Origin of the sequence: Rufibacter sp. LB8, assembly GCF_014876185.1 — a bacterium.
GTDB lineage: Bacteria > Bacteroidota > Bacteroidia > Cytophagales > Hymenobacteraceae > Nibribacter.
The window spans coordinates 1,921,142-1,937,282 of sequence record NZ_JADALJ010000001.1 but is presented as its reverse complement, the minus strand read 5'-3'; the positions used below and the strand labels follow the sequence as shown (position 1 = coordinate 1,937,282).

Here is a 16,141-nt window from a genome sequence, read left to right as displayed (position 1 = left end):
AAAAATAAGAAAATTTCTTGCCTGCTGATAAGACAAAAACGAAGCCGAGCCTGGAGGCATGCCTAACGGTGCCCCGTTGGTTATCTAAATGGAGAACCAGTCAAGATTACTCCTTAATGATGAGACAAGGAAGTGAATAAAGGGGGTAATGCCATAAGAATGAAACAATTGCGGCACATTGCAGTAAAGCAAAACCGTAGTTCAAACAATGTTTCATCTCACCTTAAAATTTATGGAATATTCTTTAGTACAGCGCGGCAACCCAGCCAAGCCTACGGCCGCCAAGAAGTGGTATGCCCAAAGCGTCTCTACCCGTAAAGTGCCCATTCGTGACATTGCCAACCGCATTAACCAGATAAGCACCGTAAGCGTGCCAGATACCATAGCCGTTATTGAGAGCTTGCTCACGGTGCTGCCCGAGATGCTGGGCGAGGGGGCTATTGTGGAGCTGGGCGATTTCGGGTCTTTCCGGACGGTGGTGAGCAGCGAGGGGACTGAGACGCCGGAGGAGTTCACGGCCGCGCAGATAAAGAACGTAAAAATATTGTTCAGGCCGGGCAAACTGGTGAAACAGGCCGTTGAAAACGCCCCTCAAACCCTGGTGAAAAGTGCTTAAAAGGGGCCAGGCCAAAAGGTATTGACCTTTCACCCAAAAGGCCCTAAGCTTTTAGTAAGAAAGTACTAACCTTCTCACTAAAAGCTTAGGGCCTTTTTCTTTGCCACAAAACTCATATAGAACCTTTCTTGAGGAAAAAATACTCGCCCTTGCTGCCATCTGGAAAAGCAAGCAACGGACTCATGTAAATAACGTGCAAGGCCGTCGGCCGATGTATGACTTTTACGCACTGTTAGGCACGTTTTTTTATTCTTCTATGGAGAACACTTTAGCAAGCCCAGACTTGATTTCTTCTAGCTGCTCAGATGTTATTCTTCCCAGCTTTTTTGTAAACCGAAGTTCAGAAAGTGAGCGCACTTGAAAACAGTCCGTTGCAGATGGTTTTGAGAGGTTATTATTTTTTCCTAGTATTATTTTCACCATCCAAGGAGCTATATCGTATCGGTCTTTCCAATCCGTCAACGGTACAATGATTTTTAGGGGCAGCTTACCAAGCGTATTGTCATTAACTATTATAGCCGGTCTAGTCTTTTTAATCTCAGAACCAACAGTCGGGTCTAGGTTAATCAGCCATACTTCACCTTGCTTCATAGAAATTCTCGAAGTCCAGCCCAATAAAAGCCGTCAAGTCCTTGTCGGTTGAATAGTCTACACACAAGGCGTCTGCAGCCTTTTCAAGTTGCTTTTTGTTTTCCGATTCCCGAATAGACTTTAGCGTCTGCTCCACAATCTTTAGCCTTTTGCCTATTGGTAGCCTTTTTATTTCTTTAATTATCTCTGTCGTTCCCATATACCGAATATACAAAATTTAACAGGCAAAAGTTGAGAATATTTTAAATGTGCCTAACGGTCTCGTATAAAAAACGTGCTAGGCCGTCGGCCGTAGCATGATTTTTATACAATGTTATGTGCCTGCCCTTTATTTATTCTGCTTTGTTTTATGAAATTTATATCCCAATCCTATTGACCATACCCATTTGTCTGCACCTTCAAAATGGAAAAATGGCGCAATCAAAGCAACGTTCTTAAAGTCAATTCGTGGGGAAACCCCAAGTTTAGCACCCGTCTTTCCTTCCTTGATGTAAAATGACGGTAAAGCACCAACGCCTACTTTCCAATCATCATTTAGTCTTAACATAAGGCTTGGCCCGCCAACATTATAAAGCGTAGAAGTTCTTACCAGCTGTAATGCCAAGCATACCTTCTAAGCCAAAATCCCATTTTGGATTTGATTCGCTTTTAATTTCTTGGGCAAAAGTTAAAGTTGAGATAAAAAATGTTAAGCTAAAAATTACCGTTCTCCTTAAAATCATCTTATATTTTTATTTTGTAAGCTTTAAGGCATTGTCAAGGCGCTGCGCGGCATTGTCCCAATTGATGATGTTAAACAGATTGTCTACAAAATCGGCCCTTTTGTTTTTGTATTTCAGATAATAGGAATGCTCCCAAACATCAATCACCAGCAAGGGAATGACACCCCATTGGGTTAATTTCTCGTGATTTTCGCATTGAAGGATTGTTAATTTGTCCGTATAAGGCTGGTAGCCCAGAATGCCCCACCCATTGCCGTCCACGTCCTTGGATGTTTTTGCCAGATACATCTTCAATTTATCGTAACTGCCGAAATCTTTATCGATGCGTTTTAGTAAGTCGCCTTTCGGGTCGGACTTCTTATTGGTCAAGTTTGTCCAGAATATAGAGTGAAGGATATGGGAGGAGAGATGGAAAGCCAGTTTCTTTGTCCAGAAGTCAACGGTTTCAAGATTGTCCTCGTCCAAAGCTTTCCGTATCATCTGCTGGTCTTTGTTCGCACCTTTTACAGCTCCGCCGTGATGGAAGGTGTAATGTAGATGCAAGGTTTCTTCGTCCATGTATGGCTCTAGATGACTTTTCGCATAGGGCAAAGCCTGATGAATGAAATTTCCGTCCTTGTCCACTAACTTGTCAATAGTATTGACCGTTAGGTTTTGAGCAAATGCAGATGTTGTTGGAATGATAGAAGCTCCGCCAAGTATAAGTCCTGATTTTAGAAAGTCTTTTCTGTTCATAATTACATGTTTAATCTTGCACTATTATATTTTAGGGTTGCACATAACTACAGTATAACTGCACCTACTACGTTTATACAACCACCATTGGGTGTATAAACGTAATCGGACTAACGAATATACTATATAGTTTTCATATTATATCTTCTACTTTCACCCTCCTTTCCAAACCAGAGCCCCAAAACGCCCTCCCACAATAACCCGTCAAATCTGGCAGTTAGAAAGAAAGGCTATGCCAAGTCTGGGACTTGCGTTATCTTGCTGATTCATCTGGTGACTGACTAACGTTTCGTGCAATCTTTCCAAATCCATACGGTTTACTCGCCCTGGTACCTGTTGCTGTGTCTGGCGGCGGGCATTGGCATTTCATGGTTGTTGTACCGCAAGAGCGGGCCCTGGCCCACGGGGTTGCGCTGGTTTCTGGCCACCTTGCGGGCCGTGCTGGTCACGCTGGTCTGCTTTCTATTGCTGGAGCCGTACACGCGCAGAATCAAGCAGGAGGAGCTAAAACCCACCGTGGTGCTGGCCCTGGACAATTCAGAATCGGTGGCATTGTTTACCCCTAAGGACCAGTTGAACAGCGCGCTCCAAGCCCTGGACGGCCTGGCCGAACGGTTGCGTGCCAAAGGCCTTCGGGTGGAGTATGAAATCAATTCTGCTGATTCAGCGGTGACCAACTTTGCCGAGATACCCTTTGCCGCGCCGGTCACCAACCTGCACGCCCTGCTGGAGACCGGCCGCCGGAAATACCAGAAAGAAAACCTGGCGGCGCTGGTGCTTATCTCAGACGGTATCCACAACCAGGGGCCAACGCCCACCTTTCAGAATTACGCGGCCAACGTGTACCCCGTGGCCTTAGGCGATAGCATTCCCAAGCCAGATGTGGTGCTGGAGGAACTGGCCTACAACAAAGTCAATTACAGTGGCACCTCGTTCCCGGTGCAGGCGCGTTTGCGGCACACGGGTTTTGCCGGCACCACGGTGACCGTGCTCTTGCAGGAAGGTGGCAAGACGGTACAGCGCCAGAACGTCACGCTTCCGCGCAGCACCGACGTGCCGGTGTCTTTTCAGGTCACGGCCGCGCAGCCGGGCAAGAAGCATTATGAAGTGCTGGTGCAAGGCCCAGATGCAGAATTTACAAAGCTCAACAACCAGCGCCACGCGTACTTAGATGTGGTGAAAGGCAAACTGAACATTCTGCTGGCCGCCGCCGCCCCGCACCCAGATGTGAAAGCCATTAGGAGCGCCTTGATCACCAACCCGCTGCTAAACGTGGAGGTAGTGCTGGGGCCGTTCCAAAATCCTAAGTTCCAGTCCCCGTATGATGCCGCCATCCTGCACCAGATTCCCAACAGCAACGGCATGGGCACCAACTGGCTCCAGCGCCTGCGCACCGCCAACGTCCCCAGCTTCTACATTTTGGGTTCCCAGACCGATTTCAACGCGTTCAACAACCTGCAAGCGGGCATCACTTTGCCCAGGCCGTCTATTCAATTTGACGAAGTGCAGCCGCTGTTGAACGCAAAATTCCAACGCTTCGCCACCGAGCCCATTGCCAAAGGGCGCATCAGAACCTGGCCGCCGGCCGCCGTCACCTTCGGGGATTGGGCTTTGGGCGGCTCCACGGAAATAATATTGTACCAGCAGGTGGGCAATGTGCAGTCCACAAAGCCTTTGCTGGTGTACAAGGCATCGGCGCCCGCGCCAACGGCCGTTCTGTTAACCGACGGAAGCTGGCAATGGCGACTCTCAGAAGCGGCAGACCACGGCGAGGCCCAGATTTATGATGACCTCATGACGCACATGGTGCAACTGCTGGCCAACCGCCGCGACCAGAAACGCCTGCACGTGTACCCCGTGAAAGATGAATTCAACGTGTCTGAGGAAGTGATTTTACAAGCCGATGTCTATAATGCCGTGCAGGAAGAAGTGTTCGGGCAGACGGTTTCGCTCACCCTCACCCGGGAAGGCGGCCAGCAGACGCGTCACCGGTTTAAACATGAACAAGGCGGCGAAGGCCTGAAACTAGGCGCCCTGCCCGGCGGCGTGTACCGTTACAGCGCCACCACCCAGGCAGACGGGCAGACCCACACAGACACCGGCGAGTTTTTGGTAGTGGAGCAGAACCTGGAAGCCCTGCAAGCCGTGGCAGACCATGAACTATTGAACCAACTGGCCCAGCGCTCAGAAACCCGGCTGTATTACCCCACGCAACTGGCCCAACTGGAGCAAGACCTGCTGGCCGCCAATTTCAAAACCATTTTGCGCAGCAAGGAAGAAGAGAAAAACCTGCTAGAGCAATCCTGGTATTACATTCTGCTCCTGGTGCTGGCCTGCGCAGAGTGGGCCCTTCGGCGGTATTACGGAAGTTTATAAAGTAGGTGCTTTTAGTAGCATGGAAAGAGAATCGGCTTAAAACTACTCTAAGGCAAGTCTTCTTTCTGCCAACTTCTTGCCCGGTTCTACTTTCCGTTTTGGGGCTCGTTTTGGGAAATGAGCCCTAAAACAGATTTTCCGCCAGAAGTTTTTCTTACATTCACAGGCCCAACGCCCTGCCCATGTCTACAGAAGAGAAAGACCAATTAGTCACCATTTGCCGGTACAACACGCCCATAGACGCGCACATGGCCAAAAACAAACTGGAGAGCGAGGGCATTATGGTGTTTCTGTTTGACGAAAACATAGTGTCCATCAACCCATTGTTCAGCAACCTCATGGGCGGCATAAAACTCAAAACCCTGGCCAGCGACGCGGACAAAGCCGTTTCCATTCTGAATTACGTCACAGACCAGCCCTATATCGGTGAACAGGAAACCGCCGTACAATGTCCTCGCTGCGGCTCCTTCAAGCTTACCTATGTCTATGAATCTGGCAATAAACTGAAATCGTTTTTTGGGTTTGCCATCGCCTTCCTCACTTTTACGCTGCCGCTGCTGTCCAAAGACCAATACCAATGCAATAACTGCGGAAAGAAATTCAGGAGAGCGTAAGCCTTCCCGCCAACCGCCTGTTTTCGGGCTCTGTTTTGTAAATGGGCGTTAAAACGATTTTTCAGTTCTTCACTTATTTCCTTTTTCCTTGCGCTATCTTCTCCTTAACAAGCCCTTTGAGGTACTTACCCAGTTCACAGATGAAACGGGTAGGCAAACCCTGAAAGACTACGTGCCGGTACCCAACGTGTACCCCGTAGGTAGGCTGGACTATGACTCTGAAGGCCTGGTCTTACTCACCGACAACAAGCAATTGCAGCATCGGCTCTCAGACCCTAAGTTCAAGGTGGAGAAAACCTATTGGGTACAGGTAGAAGGAATTCCTACGGAAGAGGCACTGGAACATCTGCGGAGCGGCGTCACCATTCAAGGCAAGAAAACGGCTCCGGCCAAAGCGCGGCTGCTGGAAGACGTGGAACTCTGGGAACGGTCAAAACCCATCAGGTTCCGGGCGAACATTCCCACCACCTGGGTAGAAATAAAGATAAGCCAGGGCATGAACCGACAGGTGCGCAAAATGACGGCGGCCGTAGGATTTCCAACGCTGCGCTTGGTGCGCGTGGCCATCGGCAAGCTGACACTAGGGGAGTTGCAGCCCGGGGAATACAGAACTTTAACCGAAGAGGAAGTGAAACAACTGCACCTATTCGCCAAGCCCAAAGCCCCATATCAGCCGCCCTTCCGGAAAAGGTAAGAATTCCGTTTTCGGCCTCATTTCTGGAAACGAGGCCAAAAACAGAAAATCATACACATAAAAAAAAGGCGCCGCTTGCGGTGCCTTTTTTTTATGAAGTGTAAGTGATAAGAGTTACACAGAGAAACTGTCGCCGCAGCCGCAGGTACGGCTGGCGTTGGGGTTATTGAAATAGAAGCCTTTGCCGTTGAGGCCGTCAGAGAAATCCAACTCGGTGCCTGCCAGGTAAAGGAAGCTTTTCATGTCAACCACTACCTTCACGCCTTTGTCTTCAAACTCCTGGTCCATGGGCTTTACTTCGTCGTCAAAGTCAAGCTGGTAAGACAGACCGGAGCATCCGCCACCGGCCACCGAGGCTCTCAACCGGAAGCTGTCATCTATGTTAGAATCCTTCTTCAGCTTTTCTACTTTCTCTTTTGCTTTATCAGAAACGGTAATCATACGCGTATCCTCCTTTCTTTATTTAAGACACCGGGTTCAAGACCACACTAAAAACCGTGATGGTGTTGATGTCTCGGCCGTAATACAATTTATCCAGCGCGTCATACATGTTAGTGGCCCTGAAGTACGACGTGTTCAGCTCGCGTTCGCCCCGCGCCACCCACTGGATGGTGAAGGAACTTTGCTGGTCGCGGGCCTGCCGCACATAGTCCAGCATCTTACGCAACGCGTCTACTTTGTCATAGCCCGTGACCGTATGAAACAGGAACGACTGATGATGGCGCGGGTTCACCGTGATTAGGTCTAGCCGCGTCCGGTCCTCCATGGGCCGGAAGTCAAACAGCAGTTGGCTGCCCTCCAGGCCCAGATGGTCTTCAATCTGCTTCTGAATGCGGGCGCTTTCTACGTGCACATTGGTGGTTACGTCCATTGCGCTCAAGCGGTGCTTAGTGGTGGGCTTTGGCTTCTACCAATGGCTCCATTCCGTTTTTCACGCGGTAGTCATTGATAGCAGATTTAATGGCGTCCTCGGCTAAAACAGAGCAGTGAATCTTCACTGGCGGCAAGGCCAATTCTTCCACAATTTCCATGTTGTCAATGGCCAGGGCCTCATCAACAGTTTTGCCTTTCAACCACTCGGTGGCCAGAGAAGAAGACGCGATGGCCGAACCACAACCGAAGGTTTTAAACTTGGCATCTGTGATCACCTGATTCCCGTCTACCTCAATCTGCAGGCGCATCACGTCACCGCACTCTGGGGCACCTACTAAACCGGTACCCACGTTTGTTTTTGATTTGTCCAGCGTGCCCACGTTGCGGGGGTTGCTGTAATGGTCAATTACTTTATCTGAATAAGCCATTTTCTTATAATTACGAATTAAAAATTATGAATTAAGAATTTGAGGTTAAGTAATTAGTTTATACGTATTTAGAATCTAAAACGAACAATTCCTAATTCTCAATTCCCCATTCTTAATTAAGTTCTAGTGTTCTGCCCACTCTACAGAGTCAAGGTCTATGCCTTCTTTGAACATCTCCCACAGCGGGCTTAGTTCACGCAGTTTGGTCACTGCTTCTTTCACGTGGTTAATCGCGAAGGTTACTTCTTCATCCGTGGTAAAGCGGCTTAACCCGAAACGCAGGGAAGAATGCGCCAAATCATCGCTCATGCCCATAGCCTTGAGCACGTAAGATGGCTCCAGAGAAGCAGACGTACACGCAGAGCCCGAAGAAACGGCCAGGTCTTTTATACCCATCATCAAACCTTCACCTTCTACATATTTGAAAGAGATGTTGCTTACGTGCGGCAGACGGTGCTCTTTTGATCCGTTCAAATACGACTCTTCCATTTGCAGCAATTCACGCTCCAGACGGTCACGCATGGCAATGATGCGGGCGGTATCAGAAGCCATATCGGTGCGGCAGATTTCGCAGGCTTTGCCTAAACCCACAATGCCGGGCACGTTCAAGGTCCCAGAACGCATGCCGCGCTCGTGTCCGCCACCGTCCATTTGGGCGGTTACTTTTACTCTTGGGTTCTTGCGGCGAACGTACAAAGCACCAACGCCTTTAGGACCGTACATTTTGTGACCAGAGAAAGCCATCAAATCAATACCATCGGCTTTTACATCAACCGGAATTTTACCTACCGCTTGCGTGGCATCTGAGAAGAAGAGCACGCCGTGCTTCTTGGCAATTTCGCCAATCTCTTTGATAGACTGTAGCACGCCTACCTCGTTATTGCCATACATGATGGAAATCAAGATGGTCTTGTCAGTGATGGCGGCTTCCAGTTCCTGCAGGTTAATCAGGCCTTTTTCATCAACTTCAAGGTAAGTTACCTGCCCGCCAATTTTCTCAATGTGCTTGCAAGTGTCCAACACGGCTTTGTGCTCAGTGGTGGCCGTGATGATGTGGTTGCCCTTAGACGCGTACATCTCAAACACGCCTTTAATGGCAAGGTTGTCAGACTCCGTAGCACCAGAAGTGAAAATCAATTCTTTGGGGTCACAGTTGATAAGGGCGGCAATCTGCTCGCGGGCGTAGTCAACGGCTTCCTCGGCGGCCCAACCGAACGGGTGGTTACGGGACGCCGCATTCCCGAAGTGGTTGGTAAAATAGGGCAACATCGCCTCCAAAACCCGTGGATCCATGGGCGTGGTGGCATTATTATCTAGATAAATCGGAAATTTCAGCATCTTCGTCAATAGTTTTCCTTTGTATTGGTTATCAAAAAAACAGCGAACAGCGGCTATAAGTTTGATTGTTGGCACAAAAATACACAAAAATCACCAGTTAGAATATCTTTAATATACTGTATGAAAGTAGAGCACATCGGCATTGCCGTGAGAAATTGTCAAGACGCCAACCAGTTGTTTGAGAAATTGTTAGGCGCAGGCCCGTACAAGGCAGAAAAAGTGGAATCTGAAGCTGTCAACACTTCTTTTTTTCATGTGGGCAACACCAAGATTGAGCTGCTGGAATCCACTTCAGAAAACAGCGCCATTGCCAAGTTTATTGAGAAGAAAGGCGAAGGCATCCACCACATTGCGTTTGAAGTAGCCGACATCTACGCCGAAATGGAACGGCTGCGCAACGAAGGTTTTCAGTTGTTAAACGAGACCCCCAAACGCGGCGCCGACAACAAACTGGTCTGCTTCATTCACCCCAAAACCGCCAACGGCGTGCTGGTTGAATTGTGCCAGGAAATAAAGGAATAGCGGTTTTTCCGTTTTCGGCCTCATTTCTGAAAACGAGGCCGAAAACGTAAATAAGCAGAGACACGCGTAGGAGCTGCGCACACTACGAGGTCAGATTACTACGGTTATATGATATTACAAGAGGTGTGATTGTTGCCGGGTTTTGAAGGCGCTTTCCTGAATGATACTTAGTAGTGTAGAAAGCAAGCGAATAGTACACAGTCCTGCCGCAAGTTTAGCGCAGCGTAACTTGTGGCTCCTATATGGCAAGCTTTCAGCTTGCGCAAGTTGAAAACTTGCTTTAGTAATTACCACAAGTTACACTGCGTTAAACTTGCGGTAGGGCAAACCTATAAATTGTCGCCCGCTCCACAGACCTCGTAGTGTGGTCAGCTCCTACGAGTGTCTCCACCAATTCCCGTTTTCGGCTTCATTTCCAGAAACAAGCCCTAAAACGCAATGGCAAGGTTCCCCTCTCCGTGGGAGAGGGACTAGGGGTGAGGTTTCATTTGATTTACCCTGAGGCTAATTTTCAAAATCGCTACCTTTGCGGGCCGAATGGCGCCACGCAGGTGGCTGCTTGTTTTTTGATTGAATTCTCGCCCATGACTAGCCCAAACATTTCCCTTCCAGACCATCCTGTTTTTGCCGTGGTGGCGCAGGCGGCCAAAGAACTCAACGCGGAGGCTTACGTGATTGGTGGGTATGTGCGGGATTTGGTGCTCAATCGGTCCAGCAAAGACATTGACGTGGTGTGCCTTGGCAATGGCATTGAACTGGCGCAACTGGTGGCCAGCAAGTTGCCCAACAAACCCAAAGTGGCCGTGTTTAAGAACTTCGGGACGGCCATGCTGCGGACTAGTGACGGCTGGGAAGTGGAATTTGTGGGCGCCAGAAAAGAATCATATCGCGCCGAAAGCCGCAAGCCCGAAGTGGAGCAAGGCACGCTGGAAGATGATTTGAACCGAAGGGATTTTACCATCAACGCTTTGGGCTTAAGCCTGAACGAAGGCTCGTATGGCCAAATTATTGACCGGTTTGAAGGCCTGAAAGATATCAAAAGAAAGAACATCAAAACACCTTTGGCGCCGGGCATCACGTTCTCAGACGACCCACTCCGCATGATGCGCGCCATTAGGTTTGCCAGCCAATTGGATTTCGATATTGACCCAGACACGTTTGACGCCATTTCTGAGCATAAGGAGCGCATCAAGATTGTGTCGCAGGAGCGGATAACGGATGAATTGAACAAAATCATCTTGTCTAAAACGCCCAGCTACGGGTTTAAGCTGCTGTTTCAGACCGGTTTGCTGGAGTTGATTTTCCCGAAGATGGTGAAGCTGCACGGCGTAGAGACCATCAACAAGAACTCACACAAAGACAATTTCTACCACACGCTGCAGGTCTTAGACAACGTGGCCGACGTCTCCAATGACCTCTGGCTCCGCTGGGCCGCCATCTTGCACGACATCGCCAAGCCCGAAACCAAGCGTTACAACGAGAAAGTAGGCTGGACCTTCCATGGCCATGAAGACCGCGGCGCGCGCCAGATTCCCAAGATTTTCGCTGATTTAAAGTTGCCCCTCAACGAGCACATGAAGCAGGTTCAGAAACTGGTGCTTCTCCATCTTCGGCCCATTGCGCTGGTGAAAGAAACTGTGACCGACTCGGCTATCAGAAGATTGCTGTTTGAGGCCGGCGAAGACATTGACCTGCTCATGCAACTCTGCAAAGCCGATATCACCTCCAAAAACAATGATAAAGTGAAGCGCTACCTCCAGAATTTTGAGCGCGTGGAGCAGAAACTGAAAGAAGTGGAGGAGAAAGACCAACTCCGCAATTTCCAGCCGGTCATCACAGGCGATTTAATTATGCAGACGTTCAACCTTGCGCCATCTAAAGAAGTAGGTATTCTCAAAAGCGCCATTACAGAAGCCATTCTGGAAGGTGAAATCAGAAACGAATACGAAGAAGCCTTTGCGTATTTGCTGAAGCGCGGCCAGAAATTAGGTTTGACGCCAATAGATTCACAATAAGCAGTTACACATAAATTAACCTGCCTTTTTGCTTCTCTGTCAGCCTAAAAGAATCTCGGTGGCAAGCTGTACTATCAGAAAATAAATGCTTCCCTAGTTGGCCACCGAGATCTTTTCAAGATGACAAAATGGATGGTTGATTTGCCTTTCTGAGTAAAAAGGATGGCAAAAGTAAATTCCCGTTTTCGGGCTCATTTCTGAAAATGAAGCCGAAAACGGGAATTGTCTTTAGTGTTGAAAAGAAAAATCGGGGTCTCAATTGGGAGGGAAACCAAGGAAGCGCCCGATTCTCTCAACAAACAACAAAACACAAATTCTTGATACCAGGCAAACGCGGCGTATTATTTTGCTTTAGGCACTACTTTTTCTTGCAAAATTTTCAGTTGGGCATCAATCACCAGTTGGTTATGTCCATGCGCTGAATTAGGGAGCAGCACCAATTCTTTCTTGGGCGCTTTCAGTTTGTTAAAATAGGCCGTCGTCAACTCAGGGGCCGTGGTGAGGTCGCCTGCGCCTTGAATAAAATAGACAGGCAGTTTGAATTTTAGGCCGGTGCGCATGAAATCCTGGTCGGCTATCATAGAAGGCAGGTTCAGTTTTTTGTCCCCAATCAGGTTCACAAAAGAGTAATCATCGCCGTCATAGCGGTGTTGGGTGTCTTGCTCGTTGTCATATTCTGGGGCTATTTTATTCCAGGCGGCGGGGGCGGGTTGGGCGCGGCTACGTTCATATCTTTTCACCACACGCAGCATTTGTCCATAGTTTTTGGGGTCTGCGTAGGGTGGCGCACCAATGGTTTGTAGCAGGTCAATGGCTGGCTGGTCTTTGGCCTGTTGCGCCAGGGCCAGTACCTTCTTATACGCCAGTTCAAAATTAGCCCAGAGGTTCACCACCTGTGAATGCCCCACATACGCGGAATACAGGTCCGGACGTTTAAGCGCCATTTCCACGCCCAAGATGGAGCCCCAGGAAGTGCCCAGCAACGTGATTTTCTTTTTGCCGAGGTGCTTAATCAAGTATTCTGAAAGCGCTACGCCATCTGCGGTCATTTGCGCCAGGGTTAAGGGGTTGGCGCTTAAGAAATCTGGAGTTAATTCCTTGGGAGCGTTCTTTCCGAAGGTTTTGCCCGCGCCGCGCTGGTCCCATTGCACCAACAGGAAATCTTTCTCCCAGGAACCGTACAATTGGTCGGCATACGGCGTCAAAGGGCTTCCCGGCCCACCGTGCAAGAACAGCAAAACGGGTTTGGCAGGATTTCCTTTAATAGTTACCCACTGGTCTTGGCCGTTGATAGTGATGAAACGTTGCTCGTTCAGAAATGTGCTTTGGTCAGCGGCAGAAGGGTTAGCTGCGGCCGCCTGGTTTTTCTGAGCTTCGGCTGGAAAGGAAATCGCAATAAAAAAGGCAATACAGAGACTGAGCGCGACCGAAAGGCGGCGTAGGATGGGGTTTTTCATAGCTGGTTGGTGTTGAGCGCGAGAAGATTGGATTGAAATAAAAAAGGAGGACTTTGCCAGAAGCGCGTCCTCCTTGTACAAAAGGGGCTCCAAAGAAATCCAAGAAAGGAGCCCCTTTGTGTTTTCCGTTTTGGGGCTCATTTTCAGAAATGAGCCCCAAAACGGCTGGTTATTTTCTTCGGCTTACTTTGGAGCCACCAGATTGGTCGGTGTCAACTTGTTTCACATCACCGGTGTATTGCAAGTTGCTGGCGCCGCTGGCTTGGGCCCGCAGGTGTTCCTGCACGTTTACCACACCTTCGCTGGCGCCGCTCAAGTCCACCTCGGCCCGGCTGGCGGTCAATTTATCGGCTACTATGTCACTGGCGCCGCTGGCTTGGGCATCTAGGTGATCAGTGTGGCCTTTGAGCGTTACCTTGGAAGCGCCGCTCAGGTCAAGTTCCAAATGGCTGGTACTTATGCCCATGGCTACCTCGCTGGCCCCAGATTGGTTTAGGCTGAAGTTGTCTGGGGCAAACCCGAAGACTTCGGCTTTCACCGCGCCAGAAACGTTGAGGGAGGTGAGGTCTGGGGTCTCAATCTCAATCAGAACCGGACGTTGGTTGCTGTTCCAGAACGTGAAAAGCTTGCCTTCGCGCTTTATTTGCAGCACGCCGTTCCGTACCCGCACCGTCATCTTGTCCAGGTCACTGGTGTTGCCGGTCACCCGCACTGAGGTGCGGTACGACTGCTTCACCCGGATATGGTACGCGCCGCCGGCTTCTATCTCAGTGAAGTCCCGCACGTTGTAGATTTTAGACACGCCCTGGTAGTCATCGTTCAGAATGCTGAGTTCATCATCTGCCATAATAGCCACGCCTTTGTTGGAGCCTTTGGGAGCAGTGGTAGTATCTACCACGCTGCAGGTAAGGCACTCCAGACGTCCGTTTTTCATTTGCCAGGTGTTAGAGGACAGATCATCTGCGTAATACTCGCCGTTGGTGACATCACTGGCGAAATGGTCTGCGAAGCCAGCCGAGAATTTCAGGGTTTTGCCTTCAGGAATTAAGATTTTAAGGTCTAAATCCTGGTCTCTGAAAATGGCGTTGTTCTTAAAGGTGAAGGCATCATCAAACCTGATCACCGAGTCGCCCTGCTGGGTCATTTTGTAGGAGATCATCTGGGCGTTGGCAATGGCATTTTCTTCGTTGGTACCCTTGGCTTTGAACACTTGCACCACTTTTACATCGGTTCCGTTGTAGCCTTCCATTTTAATGTCTAAGCGGTGCCCGTAGTCATGTGACGTCTCTCGCACGTTCAAGACCAAGGTTTGGGCCGAAGTGGCAAACGTCTGCTCCACTGTATATTCCCCGGATTCTTGGAAGTGGCGGGTAGTAAGCGCAATCCCGCTCAGCAAGGCAGCCACAGCCACCAACCAAACCCCTAGCATAGACCAACCCACCGCCGGACGCAGCAAGAATCGTTTGGCCAACAGCCCGATGCCCAATAAGAAGAGCAACAGCGCCGGAATGATGCCGGCAAAGAAAGCGGCCCAGATTAACCAACCGGGTACGGCGTTAAAGAAGGCCGTGGCCGGAATATCACCTATGTGAATGAATTCATTTCCGGCTTCAATGCCCAAACTGGTAGCCAAACCAACCATTAAGGCTATTAAAAAGGCTCCTGACACCAACATCAGCATCAAACCCGCGAAAACCCGCACCATGGTGATCACAAAGCCCAAAATAGGGTTCAGCATTCTGGACAACACCTGAATAATCTGGGAAACCAGGCGTACTGGGAAAAGGAGAACTTTCGCCAAGGTACTTTCCTGCCCATTGGCGTCTTTCATGTTGAGCGTGTTCTTCACAGATTCCTCAATGCTGGAAAGCGTGACCGGGTTGCCTTGCATCTGCACGCGCTCCGTGATGGTCTTGGCCTCTGGCACAGCTATCCAGAGCACAATGTAGGCCAGCAAACCCACGCCAAAGAAGAAGAAGATAAGAAAAAGCAACCTGATGATGGCCACGTCTGTCCCGAAGTAAATAGCGATACCACTGGCCACGCCGCCCAGCTTCTTGTCTACCGGGTCTCTGAATAGCTTGCGGGCAGAAATCTCGGGCAAAATCTCGCTTTTAGGCAAAGCCACCCAGCAGATAATGTAAAGGACCACGCCAAACAAGGTGAAACCACCCGTTAACGGTACGCCCAACACCAGCAGAATAAACGCTAATCTAATCCAGAGCGGGTCTACTTGTAAATAGTTGGCTATGCCAGCAGCTACCCCAGCCAATACTTTTCGGTTCACATCGCGGTACAGGCGTTTTTGTTCGCCGGGTACCGGAGCGCCCACAGGTGGGGTGGTGGCGTGGGTGTAGGATTCAGCCTCTAAAGGTTCTTCCATCTCAAAGTCTGTGATGGTACCCATCTGTGCGATGAGAGCCTGCACATCTTCGCGGGTGATGACCTGCTTGCCCGGGTTCAGGCGGGAGAAGAAAATCTCGGCAATACGTGACTCAATATCGGCTACAATCTCTTCATGCCCTTCATAAGAGGAGAAGTACGCCTTGATGGCGGCCAGGTATTGGCGCAACATCTCGTAGCCGTCTTCCTCCACATGGAAGATCATGCCCTGTAAGTTGACACTAATGTTCTTTTTCATGACTAGTTGGATTTCTTGCGGTTGATGATGAACGTGGTGGAATCTACCAACTCTAGCCAGGTGAGGCGGAGTTGCTCTAAGAACTCAGTGCCAATGGGCGTGAGTTTGTAGTATTTGCGGGGTGGCCCAGAGGTTGATTCAACCCAGGCATAATCTAAGAGGCCGGCGTTCTTCAGTCTGGTCAGCAATGGGTAGAGCGTCCCCTCCACTACTATCATCTTGGCGGCCGTGAGTTCCTCCAGCATATCAGAGGCATATACTTCGCCGCGGGCAATGATTTCCAGAATGCAGTACTCCAGAATCCCTTTCCGCATCTGCACTTGTGTGTTTTCTACTTTCATGGTCTGTGAGTCTGATTTATGATACAAATATATAACTAGGTACTATGTAACGCAAGGTACTGTTACAAAATATTTTTGTGTAGTGCGTTTGCGGCTTGTTTAGCGGGTTTTGCCGTAAAAATATTTTTTTGGAGAGCAGGAGAGGCGGGTAAAAAAAGAATTTTCGTCCTTAGTGGAA

At 49.4% G+C, this 16,141-nt stretch carries 17 protein-coding genes; 6 read left to right on the top strand and 11 right to left on the bottom strand.

Annotated elements, in window-relative coordinates:
* Positions 1-232 precede the first annotated feature (232 nt).
* Positions 233-616, top strand: a complete 384-nt coding sequence (locus IMY23_RS08235) for an HU family DNA-binding protein (protein ID WP_192821618.1) — start codon at positions 233-235, stop codon at positions 614-616.
* 246 nt (positions 617-862) lie between these two features.
* On the opposite strand, the gene IMY23_RS08230 is transcribed toward IMY23_RS08235, so the two are convergent.
* The 4 genes from IMY23_RS08230 to IMY23_RS08220 all read right to left on the bottom strand — a co-directional run bounded on the left by IMY23_RS08230 (position 863) and on the right by IMY23_RS08220 (position 2,664).
* Positions 863-1,207: a type II toxin-antitoxin system PemK/MazF family toxin gene (locus tag IMY23_RS08230; protein WP_192821617.1), complete on the bottom strand. Its 345-nt coding sequence runs from the start codon at positions 1,205-1,207 to the stop codon at positions 863-865.
* 328 nt (positions 1,208-1,535) lie between these two features.
* The gene (locus IMY23_RS19965) at positions 1,536-1,754 is read right to left on the bottom strand and encodes a hypothetical protein (RefSeq protein ID WP_225986456.1); all 219 of its coding nucleotides are present in this window, start codon (positions 1,752-1,754) and stop codon (positions 1,536-1,538) included.
* Positions 1,755-1,773: 19 nt separating this feature from the next.
* Positions 1,774-1,929 carry a hypothetical protein gene (locus tag IMY23_RS19960; RefSeq protein WP_225986455.1) on the bottom strand — a complete coding sequence of 52 codons (156 nt, stop codon included), beginning with the start codon at positions 1,927-1,929 and terminating at the stop codon, positions 1,774-1,776.
* A gap of 9 nt (positions 1,930-1,938) precedes the next feature.
* Complete coding sequence (locus tag IMY23_RS08220; RefSeq protein ID WP_192821616.1) at positions 1,939-2,664, bottom strand: superoxide dismutase; 726 nt, start codon at positions 2,662-2,664, stop codon at positions 1,939-1,941.
* A 291-nt stretch (positions 2,665-2,955) separates the two neighbouring features.
* Here IMY23_RS08220 and IMY23_RS08215 point away from each other — a divergent pair, with 291 nt between their 5' ends.
* The 3 genes from IMY23_RS08215 (at position 2,956) to IMY23_RS08205 (ending at position 6,348) form a co-directional block, all read left to right on the top strand.
* Positions 2,956-5,040, top strand: coding sequence for a vWA domain-containing protein (locus tag IMY23_RS08215; protein ID WP_192821615.1), 2,085 nt, complete (start codon positions 2,956-2,958; stop codon positions 5,038-5,040).
* Positions 5,041-5,222: 182 nt separating this feature from the next.
* Positions 5,223-5,654, top strand: coding sequence for a DUF2007 domain-containing protein (locus IMY23_RS08210; RefSeq protein WP_192821614.1), 432 nt, complete (start codon positions 5,223-5,225; stop codon positions 5,652-5,654).
* 88 nt (positions 5,655-5,742) lie between these two features.
* Positions 5,743-6,348: a pseudouridine synthase gene (locus tag IMY23_RS08205; protein WP_192821613.1), complete on the top strand. Its 606-nt coding sequence runs from the start codon at positions 5,743-5,745 to the stop codon at positions 6,346-6,348.
* Between the two features lie 114 nt (positions 6,349-6,462).
* On the opposite strand, the gene IMY23_RS08200 is transcribed toward IMY23_RS08205, so the two are convergent.
* The 4 genes from IMY23_RS08200 to IMY23_RS08185 form a co-directional block, all read right to left on the bottom strand.
* Positions 6,463-6,789, bottom strand: coding sequence for an iron-sulfur cluster assembly accessory protein (locus IMY23_RS08200; RefSeq protein ID WP_192821612.1), 327 nt, complete (start codon positions 6,787-6,789; stop codon positions 6,463-6,465).
* A 22-nt stretch (positions 6,790-6,811) separates the two neighbouring features.
* Complete coding sequence (locus IMY23_RS08195; protein WP_192821611.1) at positions 6,812-7,219, bottom strand: hypothetical protein; 408 nt, start codon at positions 7,217-7,219, stop codon at positions 6,812-6,814.
* A gap of 16 nt (positions 7,220-7,235) precedes the next feature.
* Complete coding sequence (gene iscU / locus IMY23_RS08190; RefSeq protein ID WP_192821610.1) at positions 7,236-7,649, bottom strand: Fe-S cluster assembly scaffold IscU; 414 nt, start codon at positions 7,647-7,649, stop codon at positions 7,236-7,238.
* 123 nt (positions 7,650-7,772) lie between these two features.
* A complete protein-coding gene (locus IMY23_RS08185; protein WP_192823724.1) occupies positions 7,773-8,984 on the bottom strand; it encodes an IscS subfamily cysteine desulfurase in 1,212 nt (403 codons plus the stop codon).
* Between the two features lie 123 nt (positions 8,985-9,107).
* On the opposite strand from IMY23_RS08185, the gene mce reads away from it, so the two are divergent.
* Both mce and IMY23_RS08175 read left to right on the top strand, forming a co-directional pair.
* Positions 9,108-9,509, top strand: a complete 402-nt coding sequence (gene mce, locus IMY23_RS08180; RefSeq protein WP_192821609.1) for a methylmalonyl-CoA epimerase — start codon at positions 9,108-9,110, stop codon at positions 9,507-9,509.
* Positions 9,510-10,093: 584 nt separating this feature from the next.
* Positions 10,094-11,524 (top strand): CCA tRNA nucleotidyltransferase, encoded by a 1,431-nt coding sequence (locus IMY23_RS08175; RefSeq protein ID WP_192821608.1) that lies wholly within the window; start codon positions 10,094-10,096, stop codon positions 11,522-11,524.
* Positions 11,525-11,865: 341 nt separating this feature from the next.
* Here the strand turns inward: IMY23_RS08175 and IMY23_RS08170 are convergent, their stop codons facing one another.
* The 3 genes from IMY23_RS08170 to IMY23_RS08160 form a co-directional block, all read right to left on the bottom strand.
* On the bottom strand, positions 11,866-12,981 hold the full coding sequence (locus IMY23_RS08170; protein ID WP_192821607.1) for an alpha/beta fold hydrolase: 1,116 nt from the start codon (positions 12,979-12,981) through the stop codon (positions 11,866-11,868).
* Between the two features lie 169 nt (positions 12,982-13,150).
* Entirely contained in the window at positions 13,151-15,622 is a 2,472-nt protein-coding gene (locus IMY23_RS08165) for a GIN domain-containing protein (protein WP_192821606.1), read from the bottom strand.
* A 2-nt stretch (positions 15,623-15,624) separates the two neighbouring features.
* Positions 15,625-15,963 (bottom strand): PadR family transcriptional regulator, encoded by a 339-nt coding sequence (locus tag IMY23_RS08160; RefSeq protein WP_192821605.1) that lies wholly within the window; start codon positions 15,961-15,963, stop codon positions 15,625-15,627.
* Positions 15,964-16,141: the final 178 nt, after the last annotated feature.

What these genes read in the sequence shown, in the direction of transcription:
- IMY23_RS08235 (WP_192821618.1), top strand. Translation starts at nt 233, where the DNA reads ATGGAATATTCTTTAGTACAGCGCGGCAACCCAGCCAAGCCTACGGCC.
- IMY23_RS08230 (WP_192821617.1), bottom strand. Translation starts at nt 1,207, where the DNA reads ATGAAGCAAGGTGAAGTATGGCTGATTAACCTAGACCCGACTGTTGGT.
- IMY23_RS19965 (WP_225986456.1), bottom strand. Translation starts at nt 1,754, where the DNA reads ATGTTAAGACTAAATGATGATTGGAAAGTAGGCGTTGGTGCTTTACCG.
- IMY23_RS19960 (WP_225986455.1), bottom strand. Translation starts at nt 1,929, where the DNA reads ATGATTTTAAGGAGAACGGTAATTTTTAGCTTAACATTTTTTATCTCA.
- IMY23_RS08220 (WP_192821616.1), bottom strand. Translation starts at nt 2,664, where the DNA reads ATGAACAGAAAAGACTTTCTAAAATCAGGACTTATACTTGGCGGAGCT.
- IMY23_RS08210 (WP_192821614.1), top strand. Translation starts at nt 5,223, where the DNA reads ATGTCTACAGAAGAGAAAGACCAATTAGTCACCATTTGCCGGTACAAC.
- IMY23_RS08200 (WP_192821612.1), bottom strand. Translation starts at nt 6,789, where the DNA reads ATGATTACCGTTTCTGATAAAGCAAAAGAGAAAGTAGAAAAGCTGAAG.
- IMY23_RS08195 (WP_192821611.1), bottom strand. Translation starts at nt 7,219, where the DNA reads ATGGACGTAACCACCAATGTGCACGTAGAAAGCGCCCGCATTCAGAAG.
- iscU (WP_192821610.1), bottom strand. Translation starts at nt 7,649, where the DNA reads ATGGCTTATTCAGATAAAGTAATTGACCATTACAGCAACCCCCGCAAC.
- mce (WP_192821609.1), top strand. Translation starts at nt 9,108, where the DNA reads ATGAAAGTAGAGCACATCGGCATTGCCGTGAGAAATTGTCAAGACGCC.
- IMY23_RS08175 (WP_192821608.1), top strand. Translation starts at nt 10,094, where the DNA reads ATGACTAGCCCAAACATTTCCCTTCCAGACCATCCTGTTTTTGCCGTG.
- IMY23_RS08170 (WP_192821607.1), bottom strand. Translation starts at nt 12,981, where the DNA reads ATGAAAAACCCCATCCTACGCCGCCTTTCGGTCGCGCTCAGTCTCTGT.
- IMY23_RS08165 (WP_192821606.1), bottom strand. Translation starts at nt 15,622, where the DNA reads ATGAAAAAGAACATTAGTGTCAACTTACAGGGCATGATCTTCCATGTG.
- IMY23_RS08160 (WP_192821605.1), bottom strand. Translation starts at nt 15,963, where the DNA reads ATGAAAGTAGAAAACACACAAGTGCAGATGCGGAAAGGGATTCTGGAG.